At 39.1% G+C, this 17,933-nt stretch carries 18 protein-coding genes; all 18 read left to right on the top strand.

Going from position 1 to position 17,933, the window contains the following annotated elements; all coding sequences use genetic code 11:
* Positions 1-128 precede the first annotated feature (128 nt).
* The 18 genes from B0169_RS10750 to B0169_RS10665 all read left to right on the top strand — a co-directional run bounded on the left by B0169_RS10750 (position 129) and on the right by B0169_RS10665 (position 17,926).
* Positions 129-2,585 (top strand): DNA translocase FtsK, encoded by a 2,457-nt coding sequence (locus B0169_RS10750; RefSeq protein WP_077286138.1) that lies wholly within the window; start codon positions 129-131, stop codon positions 2,583-2,585.
* Between the two features lies 1 nt (position 2,586).
* Entirely contained in the window at positions 2,587-3,285 is a 699-nt protein-coding gene (gene lolA / locus B0169_RS10745) for an outer membrane lipoprotein chaperone LolA (RefSeq protein ID WP_077285977.1), read from the top strand.
* Positions 3,272-4,627 (top strand): replication-associated recombination protein A, encoded by a 1,356-nt coding sequence (locus B0169_RS10740; RefSeq protein ID WP_077285976.1) that lies wholly within the window; start codon positions 3,272-3,274, stop codon positions 4,625-4,627. Before lolA ends, B0169_RS10740 begins: the two co-directional genes overlap by 14 nt.
* Entirely contained in the window at positions 4,620-5,021 is a 402-nt protein-coding gene (gene crcB / locus B0169_RS10735; protein ID WP_077285975.1) for a fluoride efflux transporter CrcB, read from the top strand. Before B0169_RS10740 ends, crcB begins: the two co-directional genes overlap by 8 nt.
* A gap of 26 nt (positions 5,022-5,047) precedes the next feature.
* The gene (gene serS / locus B0169_RS10730) at positions 5,048-6,328 is read left to right on the top strand and encodes a serine--tRNA ligase (protein ID WP_077285974.1); all 1,281 of its coding nucleotides are present in this window, start codon (positions 5,048-5,050) and stop codon (positions 6,326-6,328) included.
* Positions 6,329-7,066: 738 nt separating this feature from the next.
* Positions 7,067-8,683, top strand: a complete 1,617-nt coding sequence (locus B0169_RS10725; protein WP_077285973.1) for a cation:proton antiporter domain-containing protein — start codon at positions 7,067-7,069, stop codon at positions 8,681-8,683.
* Positions 8,684-8,726: 43 nt separating this feature from the next.
* Positions 8,727-9,635, top strand: a complete 909-nt coding sequence (locus B0169_RS10720; protein ID WP_077285972.1) for an urease accessory protein UreD — start codon at positions 8,727-8,729, stop codon at positions 9,633-9,635.
* A gap of 49 nt (positions 9,636-9,684) precedes the next feature.
* Complete coding sequence (locus B0169_RS10715) at positions 9,685-9,987, top strand: urease subunit gamma (protein ID WP_077285971.1); 303 nt, start codon at positions 9,685-9,687, stop codon at positions 9,985-9,987.
* 64 nt (positions 9,988-10,051) lie between these two features.
* Positions 10,052-10,357 (top strand): urease subunit beta, encoded by a 306-nt coding sequence (locus tag B0169_RS10710; protein ID WP_077285970.1) that lies wholly within the window; start codon positions 10,052-10,054, stop codon positions 10,355-10,357.
* A 2-nt stretch (positions 10,358-10,359) separates the two neighbouring features.
* Positions 10,360-12,063: an urease subunit alpha gene (gene ureC / locus B0169_RS10705; RefSeq protein WP_077285969.1), complete on the top strand. Its 1,704-nt coding sequence runs from the start codon at positions 10,360-10,362 to the stop codon at positions 12,061-12,063.
* 11 nt (positions 12,064-12,074) lie between these two features.
* Positions 12,075-12,527 (top strand): urease accessory protein UreE, encoded by a 453-nt coding sequence (locus B0169_RS10700; RefSeq protein WP_077285968.1) that lies wholly within the window; start codon positions 12,075-12,077, stop codon positions 12,525-12,527.
* A complete protein-coding gene (locus B0169_RS10695) occupies positions 12,505-13,236 on the top strand; it encodes an urease accessory protein UreF (protein ID WP_143323513.1) in 732 nt (243 codons plus the stop codon). The genes B0169_RS10700 and B0169_RS10695 overlap by 23 nt, the downstream gene beginning before the upstream one ends.
* A gap of 35 nt (positions 13,237-13,271) precedes the next feature.
* Positions 13,272-13,883, top strand: a complete 612-nt coding sequence (gene ureG, locus B0169_RS10690; RefSeq protein ID WP_077285966.1) for an urease accessory protein UreG — start codon at positions 13,272-13,274, stop codon at positions 13,881-13,883.
* 65 nt (positions 13,884-13,948) lie between these two features.
* The gene (locus B0169_RS10685) at positions 13,949-14,137 is read left to right on the top strand and encodes a hypothetical protein (RefSeq protein ID WP_077285965.1); all 189 of its coding nucleotides are present in this window, start codon (positions 13,949-13,951) and stop codon (positions 14,135-14,137) included.
* A 192-nt stretch (positions 14,138-14,329) separates the two neighbouring features.
* Positions 14,330-14,755 (top strand): TlpA family protein disulfide reductase, encoded by a 426-nt coding sequence (locus tag B0169_RS10680; RefSeq protein ID WP_235838545.1) that lies wholly within the window; start codon positions 14,330-14,332, stop codon positions 14,753-14,755.
* Positions 14,756-14,820: 65 nt separating this feature from the next.
* Positions 14,821-15,948: a M14 family metallopeptidase gene (locus B0169_RS10675; protein ID WP_077285964.1), complete on the top strand. Its 1,128-nt coding sequence runs from the start codon at positions 14,821-14,823 to the stop codon at positions 15,946-15,948.
* 74 nt (positions 15,949-16,022) lie between these two features.
* Positions 16,023-17,519: an alanine/glycine:cation symporter family protein gene (locus B0169_RS10670; RefSeq protein WP_077285963.1), complete on the top strand. Its 1,497-nt coding sequence runs from the start codon at positions 16,023-16,025 to the stop codon at positions 17,517-17,519.
* A 77-nt stretch (positions 17,520-17,596) separates the two neighbouring features.
* The gene (locus B0169_RS10665; protein WP_077285962.1) at positions 17,597-17,926 is read left to right on the top strand and encodes a hypothetical protein; all 330 of its coding nucleotides are present in this window, start codon (positions 17,597-17,599) and stop codon (positions 17,924-17,926) included.
* Positions 17,927-17,933: the final 7 nt, after the last annotated feature.

The raw sequence follows: 17,933 nt of genomic DNA, 5'->3' as shown, positions 1-17,933 counted from the left end.
GTTTGGTATTTTAGCAAGATTATAATGATAATTTTTTCAAGAGTGTGCATTTGTCTTCACCTTCTCCTAAGTTAAATGGCGTTCAACGCCTTCTCGAAGCAGGGTTATTAGTATCTTGCGTTTTTGCCATGTTTATTATGTTAGCGTTGTTTAGTTTCGACCCCGCTGACCCTGGCTGGTCGCAAACGGGTTATCAAACACCAGTCCGTAATATGGGCGGGGCAGTTGGTGCCTATCTGTCAGATTTACTGTTAAATTTATTTGGCTTAATTGCTTATAGTTTACCCTTTGTTATTGCTATAACAGGTTGGTTGCTGTTTCAAAAATATCACCAATTAATTCGCCTTGATTACCTTACCCTTGGTTTAAAGTTTATTGGTTTTATTTTGTTTTACATCGGTATTACTTCTATTGCCAGTATGAATTTCGACGATGTTTTCTATTTTTCTGCCGGCGGTATTTTAGGTGATGTGTTAAGTAACTCACTATTACCGTATTTCTCCTTTATTGGCAGTACCTTATTGTTTGTGACTTTTTGTGCATCGGGATTTGTATTATTAACCGGTGTATCGCTGCTTAATTTCATCGACAGGGTAGGGGAATATGCGATAAAAGCGATGGAATACTTAATAAGTTTACCGGCATTGATCAAGCATCATTTAGGAACAGGCCCAGAAAAAGTAACTGTCACCGATAGCGACGCAGAAAAGTTAGCAAGTGTAGATGTCAATAATAACAGCGCAACAGCAGATGCTGATAGCGTACCTGAGCACTACATTGCCTTTGAAAAAGAGCCTGATGAAGTCAAACAAGCATTAGAAACACTCGGTGATATTAAGCATGATAGTATTTTTGCTAAAAGTCATGATGACAGTGCTTACAACACTCGTGAGCATGAACCTTATGTCGATATCGATGAATTAATGGGTGAGCCACTAGCAATGAATGTGCAAGAGCATGTTAGTGATGATGAAATAGCCGCTGCATTTGAGCCTGTTGAAAAAATTACGGTGGAAGAACCTACAACATTGCATGATAAAATTTATCAGCAATTAGAGAATGATAAACCTGTTGAACCCAACTTCAGTGATATGCCGTCATTAGATTTATTAGACCGTCCTGATCGGGCCAAACATCCGATTGACCAAGAGCAACTAGACCGTGTTTCACGTTTAGTTGAGGCAAAGTTGCTTGAATTTGGCATTAAAGCTGAAGTAGTTGGCGTTTTTCCTGGTCCTGTTATCACACGCTTTGAGTTAAATTTAGCGCCTGGCGTGAAAGCCAGTAAAATAACCAACTTATCAAAAGACTTAGCCCGTTCGCTGTCGGCAAAAAGTGTTCGCGTGGTTGAGGTCATAGAAGGTAAATCCGTCATTGGTATCGAGCTGCCTAATAAACATCGAGAAACGGTATTTTTTGCTGATGTAATCTCTTGTGAGAAATTTTCACACTCAAAATCGAACTTAGCTATGGCTATAGGTAGCGATATATCGGGTGAGCCTGTTATTGCCGATCTTGCTAAAATGCCGCATTTATTAGTTGCTGGTACCACAGGCTCTGGTAAGTCAGTTGCTGTTAATACCATGATTGTCAGTATCTTATATAAGTCTTCACCAGAAGATGTCCGTATGATCATGATTGACCCTAAACAAGTAGAGCTTTCAGTTTATGATGGTATTCCTCATTTATTATCTGAGGTAGTAACTGATATGAAAGAAGCAGCTAATGCGCTGCGTTGGTGTGTCGGCGAAATGGAACGACGATACCAATTAATGTCTAAGCTTGGGGTAAGAAATCTCAAAGGCTATAACGACAAAGTTGCCAAAGCAATTGCAGCGGGAGAACCTTTGATTGACCCTTTATGGCAACCAAGCGATGCTTTTACTCAAACTCCCCCTTTGTTAACAAAACTGCCATCAATTGTCATCATTGTTGATGAATTCGCTGACATGATGATGATAGTGGGTAAAAAAGTGGAAGAGCTTATTGCCCGTATAGCCCAAAAAGCACGGGCAGCAGGTATTCATTTAATTCTCGCTACTCAACGACCATCGGCAGATGTCATTACTGGTTTAATCAAAGCCAATATTCCAACGCGAATGGCCTTAAGAGTACAATCGCGTATAGAATCTCGTATCATTTTAGATCAACAAGGTGCGGATCAACTTTTAGGGATGGGTGATATGTTTTATTTACCACCCGGCGAAGCGGTACCCATCCGAGTTCATGGCGCTTTTGTTGATGATCATGAAGTACATGCCGTGGTTAGCGATTGGAAATCAAGAGCTGAGCCAAACTATATAGAAGACATTTTATCTGGAGATAGCGAACAAGAAATTTTATTACCTGGCGAGCAAGCGGAGGGTAATAGTGATGAAGAAATCGATACTTTATATGATGAAGCGCTAGCTTTTATTAGTGAAACTCGTCGGGTTTCCATCTCAAGTATCCAGCGAAAATTTAGAATTGGTTACAATCGTTCTGCTCGTATTGTTGAACAAATGGAGCAAAACGGTGTCGTAAGTCGACCAGGCAATAATGGTGCAAGAGAAGTATTAGCGCCACCGCCGATTAAGGAATCATAAGATGTTTAAAAAAATGAAGTTGCTAAAAAGTGCAGCAGTTATAGCGACATTATTTACTTCAGTATTAACGAGTAATACTGCAATAGCTGATAGCACAGAACCAACTAGTGAGATTAACGCCAATGCCGTTACGCAAGAAAGCGATGCGAGTAAAGCGAAGTTAATGGCAAAGTTGGCAAAAATCGAATTTTTCAGTGCTGAATTTAGTCAAAAAATATTTGATGAAACCGGTAATGAGTTACAGCAAGGTAGTGGTTTATTATCAGTGAGTAAACCTAACTTAGTTAATTGGCAAACCACGTTGCCTGATGAATCCTTGATTGTTTCTGATGGTAGCAATTTATGGTTTTATGATCCTTTTGTTGAACAGGTTAGCGTGTACTCTTTGGCAAATGCGATCGCTAATACGCCCATTTTATTGATCACGAGTAATGACGAAAAGTTATGGCGAGATTATAACGTGAGTCAATTAGCGGATAATCGGTATTTGATCAGTGCCAACAATGACAATGCTCGCGTTAAAAGCTTAGAGCTAACTTTTGCTGAAGACGTTAACAATGTTGAATTGTCTGCTTTTAATATTCTTGATGCCACAGGGCAACTCAGTGTGATCACACTGTCAAACCATAATGAAAAGCCTGATACGAGTTTATTTACGTTTACTGTCCCTGAAGGTGTTTATTTAGATGACCAACGCTAATGGCTCACTTGATTTAGCATTTGCTGAAGATGACAGTTTTAAGCCGCTAGCGGCAAAACTGCGGCCAAAATCATTAGCTGATTATGAAGGCCAAGAACATATTTTAGCCAAAGGTATGCCACTCCCCTTAGCCATTGAACAAGGAAAAGTTCATTCGCTTATTTTTTGGGGGCCACCAGGTACCGGCAAAACTACGATTGCAGAAATTATTGCTAATCATGCCAACGCCGATATAGAGCGTGTTTCCGCGGTAACTTCTGGCATTAAAGACATACGACAAGCGATCGAAAATGCTAAAGACCGTGCAATACATCAACAGCGTAGAACGGTACTGTTTGTTGATGAAGTACATCGTTTTAACAAAAGTCAACAAGATGCTTTTTTACCGCATATTGAAGATGGCACCATCATTTTTATTGGTGCAACCACTGAAAATCCAGCCTTTGAGCTTAACCAGGCCATTTTGTCGCGAGCTCGTGTATATACCCTAAAAAAGCTCAGCCCTGAGAACTTAAATAATGTCTTGCAGCGGGCGATAAATTATCAACAAAAAAACACGCAGCTTGAGATAATTATTGATGATGAAACCCAAAAGCAACTAATTGCATTAGCCAATGGCGATGCAAGAAGATTACTCAACTTGTTAGAAAATTGTTTAGCAATTGCCGATGTTGAAAACAACCAACAGCGGCTGAACAAAGCACAGTTAATTCAAGTTGCGGGTAATAAAATTGCGCTTTATGACAAAGGCGGAGATGCTTTTTATGATTTAATCAGTGCCTTTCATAAGTCAGTACGCGGCTCTGATCCAGATGCGGCTTTATACTGGTATGCCCGAATTTTACAAGGCGGCGGTGATGCGTTATATGTCGCTAGAAGATTGTTAGCTATTGCTAGTGAAGACATTGGTAACGCAGATCCTCGGGCAATGCAATTGGCCATTAACGCATGGGATACTTTTGCACGTGTTGGGCCAAGTGAAGGTGAACGCGCGATAGCACAAGCTGCTGTTTACATGGCATTAGCGCCAAAAAGCAATGCTGTATATAGTGCTTTTAATCAAGCAAAAGCACTTGCGAAAGAAACAAGCGATTTAGACGTACCATTACATTTAAAAAATGCCACCAGTGCTATAACTAAAGCGTTAGGGCATGGTAGTGAGTATCGTTATGCACATGATGAAGTCGGCGGTTTTGCCGCTGGTGAAAACTATTTTCCAGAAGAAATAGCACATACAACGCTTTATCAACCCACTGATCGCGGCTTAGAAAAACAACTGCGTGAAAAACTAAAGTATCTCCAGCAATTAGACCAACAAAGTGATCAACGTCGATATGACTAATAACATCAGTAATCTCAGTTTGTACTTATTTGTTGCTTTAGGTGGTGCATTTGGGGCCAGCTTTCGTTTTTATATTTCACAATTAATTTTAAATTGGCTCGGAAAAGGATTCCCTTTTGCGACGTTGGCGGTTAATATTTCCGGCTCCCTGATCATGGGAGCACTATATGGGTTAATTGAACAGAATGTAATTGAGGTTAGTGTTTATCGAACATTGATCGGAATCGGCTTTTTAGGCGCATTTACGACTTTTTCAACCTTCTCATTAGATACCTTGTTATTAATTCAACAAGGTGATGTATTAAAAGCAACAATAAATATTTTACTCAATGTCAGTTTGTGTATTTTTGCAGCGGCATTAGGTATGTTTATTGTATCTATTTTTAACAAGTAAATAATAAAGAAAACACGTGACATATCATGCTTGATCCAAAACTACTTAGAACAGATATAGAAAATACCGCCGCTGAACTTGCTAAACGTGGATACACGCTAGATACCGCTCAATTGATTGAGTTGGAAGAGCAACGTAAAGCTATTCAAATGAAAACGCAAGATTTACAAAATCAGCGTAACACACGCTCTAAGTCGATCGGACAAGCGAAAGCCCGTGGTGAAGACATTCAGCCTTTGTTGGCGGAAGTGAGTAAGTTAGGTGACGAGCTAGAAGCGGCTAAAGAAGCGCAAACGCAAGTGCTTGCTCAGATAGACAATATTGCCTCTGCAATTCCAAACTTAATTCATGAGTCGGTTCCCGCTGGCGCTAGTGAAGATGACAACGTTGAAATTAAACGTTGGGGTACACCGCGCGTATTTGATTTTGAAATCAAAGATCATGTCGATGTTGCCACAGCTTTAGACAAAGGCCTAGATTTTGAAAGTGGTGCTAAGCTTGCTGGTACTCGTTTTGCCGTAATGCGTGGACAAATTGCTAAGCTCCATCGTGCCTTAGCGCAATTTATGCTTGATGTGCACAGCGAAGAGCACGGTTATCAAGAAATGTACGTACCTTATTTAGTTAACCACGATTCGCTATACGGTACCGGGCAGTTACCAAAGTTTGGTGAAGACTTGTTTCACACTGAATTAAACAACAAAAAGTTATCGTTGATCCCAACAGCTGAAGTACCATTAACAAACTTAGTGCGTGACGAAATTATTGAAGAGCAAGACTTACCAATAAAAATGTGTGCACACACGCCATGTTTTCGTAGTGAAGCAGGTTCATACGGTCGTGACATTCGAGGTTTAATTCGTCAGCATCAGTTTGATAAAGTTGAAATGGTACAGATTGTTAAGCCGGAAGACTCTTTTCAAGCACTGGAAGACTTAACCGGTCATGCTGAAAAAATTCTTGAAAAACTAGCGTTACCTTACCGCACTGTAGTTTTATGTACGGGCGATATCGGTTTTAGTGCCACTAAAACTTTTGATATTGAAGTATGGTTACCTGCGCAAAATACTTACCGTGAAATTTCATCTTGTTCAAATATGGGTGACTTCCAAGCCCGTAGAATGCAAGCAAGATACCGCAGTAGTGAAAGCAATAAACCAGAGCTTGTGCATACGTTGAATGGCTCTGGCTTAGCAGTAGGGCGCACTTTAGTTGCAGTATTAGAAAACTATCAACAAGCTGACGGCAGTATCAATGTGCCAACAGTGTTACAACCTTATATGAAAGGTTGTACTAACATCAGCTAAACGTTAACGGTTGTTTTTTATAAAAATCCAATACTGAGGTATTGGATTTTTTTTTGCCGGTAAACTAACGGCTATCATATTGATAATAAACATTGCGCGAAACTTTATAACAATTAACTAAAGTCATTGTAAACACAGCACTATATTAACCTGAATTCTGGATAAGCAGCACTTGCTCAATCCTAACCCATTGTCTGCGTTAAAACGTCGATAAATAGCCCGCTATTGATAAACGTTTTGCCTTGGAAATGGCATAAATGAAGCATTGATGATGTCTATTAGTGATGTTTACCTTGCTATAGCATTTACTTTGCCACCTAAGCTTTTGAATCACTTGAATATCAAGCACTCATTATCCAGAATTCAGGTTATATTAGTTTCTTAACACAGCCATTATTCCTAACTCTGCTAAATTAAATGCAACACTAGCTTTAGCGCTACTGGTAGTGTTAACAATATTTTTAGTCCAAGTGTTTATAACAAGGGTAAACGGATAATGTTTAATTTTTATCAGAGCCAATTCACCTTAATAAATGCACCTTAATGGTGCGTTTGCTGTAATTTAGGCCGCTTGAGGTGCATAGATAAAAACAGTTATTATCCTATATCTTTAACTTGCTGATTTATATGTCTTTAATTTGTATTGGCTAAATAATTTACTGGTCTGTAATATGCATTGTTTAATCATATGAATTTTTAATTACCGATACAAATCATAAGGTTGACTCAAGGGGCTGTATGGACTCTATACTGATTATTATTGCAGTATCTTTAGCACTGGCAAGTGTGATAAATATCATCTTAGCTAAATTTTCTATTTCGCATATCATCGGTTATATCATTACCGGTACCATTGTCAGTAATTTCTTTGACTTTAATGGCAGTACAAGCCTACATTCTCTTGAGTTAATTGGTGAATTTGGCATTGTTTTTCTGATGTTTACGATTGGCTTAGAAATGTCATTTGCCAAACTAGGCAAAATGAAGGAACTGATATTTTTCAACGGCTCTATGCAGGTTGCATTCAGTGCCAGTGTTATTTTTCTCGTTGCATATTATATTTTCACTATTGATGCAATTACGGCCGTCATTATTGCGCTTTCATTCAGTTTATCTTCTACAGCGATCGTATTACCTTACTTAAAAAAATCTAAAGATATTGTGACACCCTATGGCAAAAAGTCTGTTGCTATTTTAGTGTTCCAAGATTTAGCCGTGATCCCAATTTTATTGTTAATGAGTTTTTTATCAAACAATGAACTTTCGCTAACCGATATTCTATTAAAAACCTTGTTATATGCCAGCGCCATCATTCTTTTTATGTTTACCATTGGTAAAAAAATCATCAGTTGGTTACTGCATTTTTCGTCCAATGCTCGTATGGAAGAGCTGTTTTTAAGCTCAGTATTTACCATCGTTTTAGGTACGTCATTAATCGCTCATGAACTAGGTTTTACATACTCTTTAGGGGCCTTTATAGCCGGTATGATCATTGCTGAAACTAAATTTCATATCAAAGTGGAGTCAGATATATCCTCCTATAAAGACTTGTTACTTGGCGCTTTTTTCTTTTCTATCGGTACGAAAATTGATGTGTTCTACTTTCTCAGTAACCTACATTGGGTATTAGGTACATTAGTGCTAGTGATGCTGATAAAGGCACTCATAATATATCTTTTGATGAGAGCAAAATCGAATAAAAGCGAAGCAATAAAATCTGCTTTAGCCTTATGCCAGGTTGGCGAATTTTCCTTTGCTATTTTTGCTTTGGCGTTAAGCCAAAACCTACTAACAGAAAATGTTGCGAGTTTCTTGATATTGATCACTGTGCTATCCATGATATTAACGCCGTTTATGGTGGGTAATATCTATAAAATATCCGCACTGTTTGTCGTTGAGTTTTTTGAAGCCGACAAAATTACCCGAGTAAATGTAAGCAACCACACCATTGTTTGTGGTTTTGCCATACTCGGTAGAATTGTTGCGAAAGAGTTAACACATCAAGGGGTTAATTTTTTAATTATTTCCGATAATTTACAACATGTTTTACTGGCGAGAAAACGTGGTTATAACGCTTACTTTGGTCACTTAGATAAACAACCTGTGCTTGAGTCATTAAAAGTGGAACAAACAAGCAGTATTATAGTGACTGTTAACACATTAAAAAATAAACAAATTATTTGCCAGGCAGTATTGGACTATTATCCTGAAGCTAACTTAATTGTTAAGGTAAGCACCTTAGAAGAAAAAGCAGCCATGTCAGATATTAAAATCAATTCTTTTGTACATGCTCAGCATGAAACCGCCATGTTATTAGTTAAGAAAAGTCTACCTTCATCGTTAGGAGTAGATTAATTCAAAGCTGTATTTTGCATCAGGTTTGTTTAATAAAATCCCTATGATAATAGAAAAAGCAATCAACAACGACAGCGAGCAAGAGCTGAAAAACTCATGGTTCGCCAGTTTATCGTTAACCTTTAGTTTGACACCAAGTGGTACTCAGCTTACTCGTACAGAGCGATATGGTCCATTAAGTGTACAAAAAGCATTTTATCCAGAAGGACGAGATTGCGCACATATTTATTTGCTGCACCCGCCAGCAGGCATAGTGTCTGGTGATGAACTACATATCAACATTGCCGTAAAGCGTCAAGCACATAGCTTAATAACGACACCAGGCGCTAACCGTTTTTATCGCGCTCGAGAAGATCATGCGATCGGTGATTCAAAACAAGTGCAGCATTGTAAGTTTTATTTAGCAGCCTGTGCAAAATGCGAGAATTTTCCATTAGAAACCATCGTTTATGAAGGAGCAGATGGTTTTAATACTGTAGACGTACATTTGCAAAATGATAGTGCTTATTTGGGCTGGGATATTACTTGTTTAGGCTTGCCATCATCAGGGCAGCCTTTTAAACATGGTCGTTATAGCCAGTTAAATCGCGTTTATTGTCAAAACACACTAATTTATCACGATAGAATCGTTATTAAACCAGAAAATAAAGTACATCAACATATTGCTGGCTTGAATCATCAATCTGTTTTTGGCACTTTTCTAGCTTATGCGCCCTTAGGGCAATTTGATGATGACGAACTTAAGACACTAATCGTGCAATTACGTGAGCATATTATCAGCGAAAAGGCCGATGATAATATCAGTGTTAGTCAAGTACGTCGGTTATTGATCATACGTTATTTGGGCCAACAAGCAGAGCAATGTAAAGCGCTTTTCATACAGTTATGGCAGATTTTAAGGCCGTTATATTTGAATAAAGTAGCAAGCATTCCTCGTATTTGGCATACCTAAAGGCTTTGTATCGGGCCAGTACGGTAACTTTTAAAAAAAAGAGTGAATTATGGATTTATTACCAAGAGAAAAAGACAAGCTATTGTTATTTACTGCTGCACTGTTGGCTGAGCGACGATTGAATCGAGGTGTGAAATTGAATTACCCCGAAGCCATGGCTTATATCTCCATGGAAATTGTCGAAGGGGCTCGAGATGGAAAAACCGTGGCACAAATGATGGATTACGGTCGCACGCTATTAACCCGAGAACAAGTGATGACAGGGGTTGCTGAGTTAATTACAGAAGTACAAGTAGAGGCGACCTTTTTAGATGGCACTAAGCTAGTTACTGTTCATAATCCTATTATTTAAATGGCGTGTAAACGCCTGACATGAGGCGCTTAACTTTATTAATATTCATTGTAAGAGAGCAACTATGATCCCAGGTGAAATTAAAACCGATAACGGTAATCGAGAACTCAATGTCGGTTATAGCAAATTGAACGTATTGGTTGCTAATACAGGCGATCGACCTATCCAAGTTGGTTCGCATTATCATTTTTATGAAGTTAACCCAGCACTACATTTTGATCGCAATCTCACCCGAGGTTGTCGCTTAGATATTACCTCTGGCACAGCGGTTAGGTTTGAACCTGGACAAGTACGTGAAGTTACCTTAGTTGCTTATCGTGGCAAACAGCGGGTATTTGGCTTTCGTGGCGACGTACAGGGAGATTTATAGTTATGGCGAGTATTGATCAGCATTCCTATGCTCATATGTTTGGACCAACCGTCGGCGACCGTGTGCGTTTGGCAGATACCGACTTATGGTTAGAGGTGGAAAAAGATTTTACCCAATATGGTGAAGAAGTAAAATTTGGCGGTGGCAAAGTCATACGTGATGGTATGGGGCAAAGCCAAGCGTCATGTTTTGAAACTGTTGATTTAGTGATCACCAATGCGCTCATTGTTGATCATTGGGGTATTGTTAAAGCGGATGTTGGCATTAAAAATGGGCGTATTGCCATGATTGGTAAAGCAGGAAATCCAGATATTCAAGACCATGTTGATATTGAAATTGGTCCAGGTACTGAAGTTATTGCTGGCGAAGGACAAATTTTAACGGCAGGTGGAATCGATGCACATATTCACTTTATCTGTCCGCAACAAATTGACGAAGCACTCATGTCAGGGGTGACGACTATGATTGGTGGTGGCACTGGACCAGCAACAGGCACTAAAGCAACCACCTGCACGCCGGGACCGTGGAATATTTATAAAATGTTGCAAGCCACCAATGATTTTCCGATGAACTTTGGCTTTTTGGGGAAAGGTAATGCCAGTTTACCTATTGCACTTGAAGAGCAAATTGAAGCTGGCGTTTGTGGTTTAAAGTTGCATGAAGATTGGGGCACAACACCTGCCGCAATTGATAATTGTTTGTCAGTTGCCGAACGCTACGATGTACAAATTGCCATACATACCGATACACTCAATGAGTCTGGTTTTGTAGAAGATACACTTGCCGCTTTTAATGGCCGTACAATACACACCTATCATACCGAGGGGGCAGGCGGAGGACATTCTCCTGATATTATTCGTGCTTGTGGTGAAGCCAATGTTTTACCATCTTCTACCAATCCGACAAGGCCTTATACCATTAACACCATAGATGAACATTTAGATATGTTGATGGTTTGTCATCATTTAGATCCCTCTATTGCAGAAGATATCGCTTTTGCCGACTCGCGTATTCGTAAAGAAAGTATCGCAGCCGAAGATATTATGCATGACTTAGGTGCGATCAGCATGATCGCCTCTGACTCGCAAGCAATGGGACGCGTGGGTGAAATGATCACCCGTACCTGGCAAACCGCGCATAAAATGAAACAACAACGTGGTGCGTTAGCACCTGATACTGCTCGTAACGACAACTTTCGAATCAAACGTTATATTGCTAAATACACAATAAATCCTGCGATTAGTCATGGTATTAGCCATGAAGTTGGTTCAATTGAAGTCGGAAAACTTGCTGACTTAGTGCTATGGAAGCCGGCATTTTTTGCTATAAAACCGGCATTAATTTTAAAGTCAGGCTTTATCGCAGCCGCACCTATGGGTGATGCAAATGCGTCAATCCCAACGCCTCAACCGGTTTATTACCGGCCAATGTTTGGCGCTTATGGCAGTGCTTCAGCACAAACATCGATGACCTTTATGTCACAAGCTGCAATTGACGCTAAAGTACCAGAGAAAATAGGCATGACACGTATGGTCTCTGCTTGTAAAAACACGCGCAACATTTCTAAAGCGGATATGATTCATAACAATTGGCAACCTAAAATAGAGGTTGATGCTCAAACTTATGAGGTTAGAGCAAATGATGAATTACTGACATGTGCGCCTGCTACCACTTTGCCGCTTGCACAACTTTATTGTTTATTTTAGGAAGACATTACATGCTAAAAGCCTATGAACGTTTTGATCATATTCACAGTGAAATATCAGATTCAATTACCCTAGATCACGACACTCGGAAAAAAGCGCGCATTAAAGCTAAAACTGATGGTGGTGCCGACATTGGTATTTTTATGGCGCGTGGCCAGCCATTATTAGTGGGTGAAATCATAAAAACTGAATGCGGACAGTTTATGAGGGTAAAGGGGCAAGCTGAGCCAGTAACAACGGCTATAGCAAACGATTGGTTAACATTTAGCAAAGTCTGTTATCACTTAGGAAATCGTCATACCTCAATGCAAATTGGTGAATTGTGGTTACGTTTTAAACCTGATCATGTACTCGAAGCACTTGCACAAAAATACGGTTTAACTATCGATAAAACACCAGCGATATTTGAACCAGAAAATGGTGCTTATGCTATCGGTACTCATGAGCATTCCCATGCACACTAAGTCTGCCAATGTGCACAAAGCGACACAAGCAGAAGCACTTAAACTTAATCGGCTTTTACAGCTGTGTAGTGCTAATTTACCCGTTGGCGGATTTTCATTTTCACAGGGGCTAGAGTACGCCGTTGAAAAGGGGTGGTTAACGTCTGTTACAACAACAGCTAGTTGGATAACTATAAATTTAGAGCAGAGCATTGCTCAAACAGATCTAGCAATTTTAAAACGTTTATTTATTGCTTTATCTACCAATGATTTAAACGCATTTGCTTATTGGAATAATTATTTAATCGCATGTCGAGAAAGTCATGAACTGTTACTCGCGGACTTGGCCATGGGTAAAGCACTGATACGATTAGTTAAGCAACTTGAACCGCTTAACCTCGAGGCATATCAAATGATATTCGCGTTAGCGGAAATTAGCTTTGTCAGTGCCTTTGCACTTTGTGCCTATGTTTTTCGTCTTGATGTAGTTTCAGCGCAAAGCGGTTACTGCTGGACATATATTGATAATCAGGTAGCCGCGGCAACAAAATTAGTGCCGCTTGGGCAGACTCAGGCACAAAATTTATTATTTAAATTAACAGAAAATACCCCGTTATTGATTGAAAAAGCAAATAGTATTGCTGATGACGAACTTGGTGCCAGTTTACCGCACTTAGCCATGGCAAGTGCTTGGCATGAAACGCAATATACACGACTTTTTCGCTCTTAACCTCAGCCATTATCCAGATAATAAGAGAGTAATATATGAAAAAACAAGTTTTACGTATTGGTGTTGGTGGTCCTGTAGGCTCAGGAAAAACCGCATTACTTCGACAATTATGTCTAGCCTTGCGCGAAAAATACGATATTGCTGTGGTTACCAATGACATTTACACCCGAGAAGACGCTGAATTTTTAACTAAAAATAGTGCTCTTACTGCTGACAGGATCATGGGCGTTGAAACCGGTGGTTGTCCACATACCGCTATTCGAGAAGATGCATCAATGAATTTGGCAGCGATTGATGAACTGCAAAGTTTGCATCCCAATTTAGACTTTGTCTTAATAGAGAGTGGCGGTGATAACTTAAGTGCGACATTCAGTCCTGAGCTATCTGATTTAACCCTTTACGTTATTGACGTTTCAGCAGGTGATAAAATTCCACGCAAAGGTGGGCCGGGCATTACTAAGTCTGATTTATTAATTATTAATAAAATCGATGTAGCAGAGCTGGTTGGTGCCTCACTTGAGGTAATGGATAGAGACAGTAAAAAAATGCGTGGTGATAAGCCTTTTATCTTCAGCAATATGAAAACCGAACAAGGCCTCAGTGACATTATTAGCTTTATCGAAACTGAAGGTATGTTGAGAGTGTAGGCACACAGTATGATAAAAATAAAACCCATAGTACGATTTACAAGTAACTAAATTAAGGACTTTTTATGAAATTATTGACATTATTTATCAGCTTTATTGGCCTTTTTTCATCGGCCGCTTTTGCACATACTGATCATGCACTAGGCGAGGGCAGTATTCATGCACTTTACCATTTTGCCTTTTGGACATTATTTGTTGTGGTGATTTATAAGGCATACGTGTGGTTTCGGGCTAAAAAGTCACAAGAACAATAGTGTGTTGAAGGGTTTATTCGCTTTAAAGAGTTAATTTGGTGCAATAAGCGATATTTTTAATCGCATGATGAACAATAAAATCACTTATCAGGTCTTAATAACTATCAAGTGATTTTATTGGGACATTTTATTTTGTTACGCAGTCTTTTAATACAAACGGTTGTATTTCTAATTATTTTTAATGGAGTTGCTATGTTGCGAGAAACCAGCATGCTTTCTAGCAGTGACCATATCACGCCCAAACCACAGCAATTAAAAACCATGATGGGTCAAGACATGGTATTAAAATCGAACGGTAAGAAAACCATCGTTTATTTTTTTGCGCCGTGGTGTCAGGTGTGTAATTTCAGTATTGAGAACTTACAAAAAGTTTATCAAAAAACACCCGACTTAGATGTTATTGCCGTTGCGCTAGACTTTGTTGATGTCGAAGAAGTTAAAAAGTTTACTGCTAATCATCAATTAACCTTTCCTGTTGTACTAGGTAATGAACAAGTAAAAATGGAATATAAAGTCATGGGTTATCCCAGTTATTACGTTTTAAATGAAGAAAATACCATTATTTCTCGTTCTCTCGGCTATTCTACGGAAATCGGACTGTATTTAAGGACTTTTTAGACTTCTGATCTTTTACTGGTTTGTGTACACTAAGACAATCAAAAAAATAATGAGTAATCAGCCTTATGCAAATTTCAGCAAATTTTGACTCAGGTAATATCGATGTTATCTCAGCACAAGACCCAAGCAATATCGAATTAGCAATTAAAAAAGATCATCAATCAGAATTCTACCAATGGTTTCATTTTAAACTGCACAATACTGAACATGTTGAACATGTTATGCATTTAACTAATGCCGGCAAGTCAGCTTATGTAGAAGGCTGGGAAAATTATCAAGCAGTGGCTTCTCATGATCGCCAACATTGGTTTCGCGTACCAACAGAGTTCGATGGGGAAAAGTTAACAATTAAGTTTACTCCTGAGTTTGATGCAACTTATTTTGCTTACTTCGCTCCATACAGTTACGAACGCCACCAAGATCTGCTTCACAACGCACAATTAGATATTGACTGTCAGTTGCAAGTATTAGGTCAAACACTTGATGGTCGAGATATGTCGGTGTTAAAAGTGGGTGAAGAGAGTGAAGGTAAAAAAGTTATTTGGTTAACCGCACGCCAACATCCGGGTGAAAGTATGGCTGAGTGGTTTATGGAAGGTTTTATCGACCGCTTACTCGACGAAGATGATGGTGTTGCGCGCTCATTACTCAATAGCGCTGTGTTTTATTTAGTACCAAATATGAATCCTGATGGTTCAGCTCGTGGCCATCTTCGTACCAATGCTAAAGGTGTTAACTTAAACCGAGAATGGCAAACACCATCAATGGAAAATAGCCCTGAAGTTTATCTTGTCCGTGAAAAAATGTTAGCAACAGGTGTTGATATGCATTTAGATATTCATGGTGATGAAGCATTACCTTTCAATTTTGTAGCCGGTTGTGAAGGTATTCCTTCGTATGATGAGCGCATACAAGGACTTGAAGAAAAATTTAAAAATGTACTGCTCGCTATTACCCCTGAATTCCAAGATGACAAAGGCTACGATAAAGACGAGCCAGGCCAAGCTAACTTAACTGTTGCGTCTAATTGGGTGGGTGAACAATTTAAGTGTTTAGCTTACACTGTTGAAATGCCGTTTAAAGACAATGATTTGTTACCTGATTATAGTGTTGGTTGGTCTGATGAGCGCAGTAGTTTGTTTGGGCGAGATTTTTTAACCGCTATTTATCATGTGGTTGATGACTTACGCTAGATCAGCAAAGTAGATAACAATATTTTACGAAGCAAAACTAACTTTACAAAAATAATAATAACTAGGGGTCTATAGTGCAGGAAATTGTAAATTCATTAAATAATATTATCTGGAGCCCAGCATTGATTTATCTTTGCTTGGGTACCGGACTGTTTTTTTCGGTTATCACTCGATTTGTTCAAATCAGACATTTCCGAGAAATGTGGCGCCTGTTGCTATCAGGTAAAAGTTCAAAGCAGGGGATTTCATCTTTCCAAGCCTTGGCTGTGTCATTATCGGGCCGTGTTGGTACAGGTAATATTGCCGGTGTTGCTGCGGCTATTGGTTTTGGTGGCCCTGGTGCTGTTTTTTGGATGTGGGTGGTGGCATTTTTCGGTGCAGCAACGGCATACATTGAATCAACTAATGCGCAAATTTACAAAGAAGAGCAAGACGGTTTATACCGTGGTGGTCCCGCCTATTACATTGAAAAAGCGATGGGACAAAAATGGTATGCTTGGATATTTGCCATAGCAACTATTATTGCCTGTGGTGCACTACTTCCCACAGTACAATCTAATAGTATTGGTGAAGCGGTAACCATGGTTTTTGGTAGTGGTAATATCGTTGATACTGCGCTTGGACCTATTGCTATGACGAAGTTATACACTGCGGTATTTATTGTCCTTATACTAGGTTTTATCATTTTTGGTGGCGTTAAGCGTATTGCGAGCTTCACTCAAGTTGTTGTACCTTTTATGGCCTTGGCGTATATCATTATCGCTTGTGTGATGATTTTCTTACATATTGATCGTTTACCTGACGTATTTATGCTGATTATTACAGACGCCTTCACACCAATGGCTGGCGTAGGTGCTGCAATTGGTTGGGGTGTTAAACGTGGTGTGTACTCTAATGAAGCAGGTCAAGGTACAGGACCTCATGCGGCAGCGGCAGCTGAAGTTGACCATCCCGCACAACAAGGTTTGGTACAGGCATTTTCTGTATACATAGATACGTTATTTGTTTGTACAGCCACCGCCTTTATGATTTTGATCACACAGTCTTATAATGTCAGATTAGAAGGTGAAGCAAGCTTTATCGTGCAAAATATTGCTGGCGATATTGCGGCTAATAGCCCAGCCTTTACCCAAATTGCTGTTGAAAGTATGTTGACAGGATTTGGTAAGCCATTTATTGCTATTGCATTGTTTTTCTTCGCATTTACTACTATTTTAGCGTATTACTTTATTGCTGAAAATAATGTTTCATACATTAAACGTACCTTTAACATACCAGCATTAACATTTGCATTAAAAGTATTGATCATGACAGCTACTTTTTACGGAACGGTTAAAGCCGCTGATGTTGCATGGGGTATGGGTGATGTTGGTGTTGGTATGATGGCTTGGTTAAATATTATTGGTATCATCGTCATTTTCTTTATGGCAAAGCCTGCAGTAAAAGCTTTAAAAGATTATGAAAGACAGCAAAAAGAAGGTGTTGATAATTATACTTTTGATCCAAAAAGTCTGGAAATTGAAAATGCTGATTTCTGGGAAAAGCGTCTAGAACAACAAAATAAAAAATAATTGTTATTTACTGAAAAAAAACGCCCGCAAGGGTGTTTTTTTTAGGTAAAATATAGCGTCGAAAAAGAGGTGAATAAATGGCCGTTATCAATTGCCCTAATTGTAAGAAAAAAATTTCTGATAAAGTTAAATCATGTCATCATTGTCAGCTTGATTTAACGGAATTGGACGCAGATAAAATAGCGAGTTTAAAGCGTGTAAATGCGGTAAAAAAATCGCAACAATTAATGAATCATTCTTTTATCGCCATGTTGTTATTTTGTGGTGGTTTCCTTTTTCTGTATTGGCAAGATGCTCAACCCGGCACTTGGCAATATGTCAGTGCTATCACCAGTACTATTTTAGGGTTTATACTCTACATTGTGACGCGAGTCAGACTTATATTAACCAAGCGTAACCAAGCGTAACCAACAT

This window comes from Cognaticolwellia aestuarii, from assembly GCF_002000025.1.
In the GTDB taxonomy this organism is placed as follows: Bacteria; Pseudomonadota; Gammaproteobacteria; order Enterobacterales; family Alteromonadaceae; genus Cognaticolwellia; species Cognaticolwellia aestuarii.
This window is presented reverse-complemented; position numbering and strand designations above follow the sequence as displayed.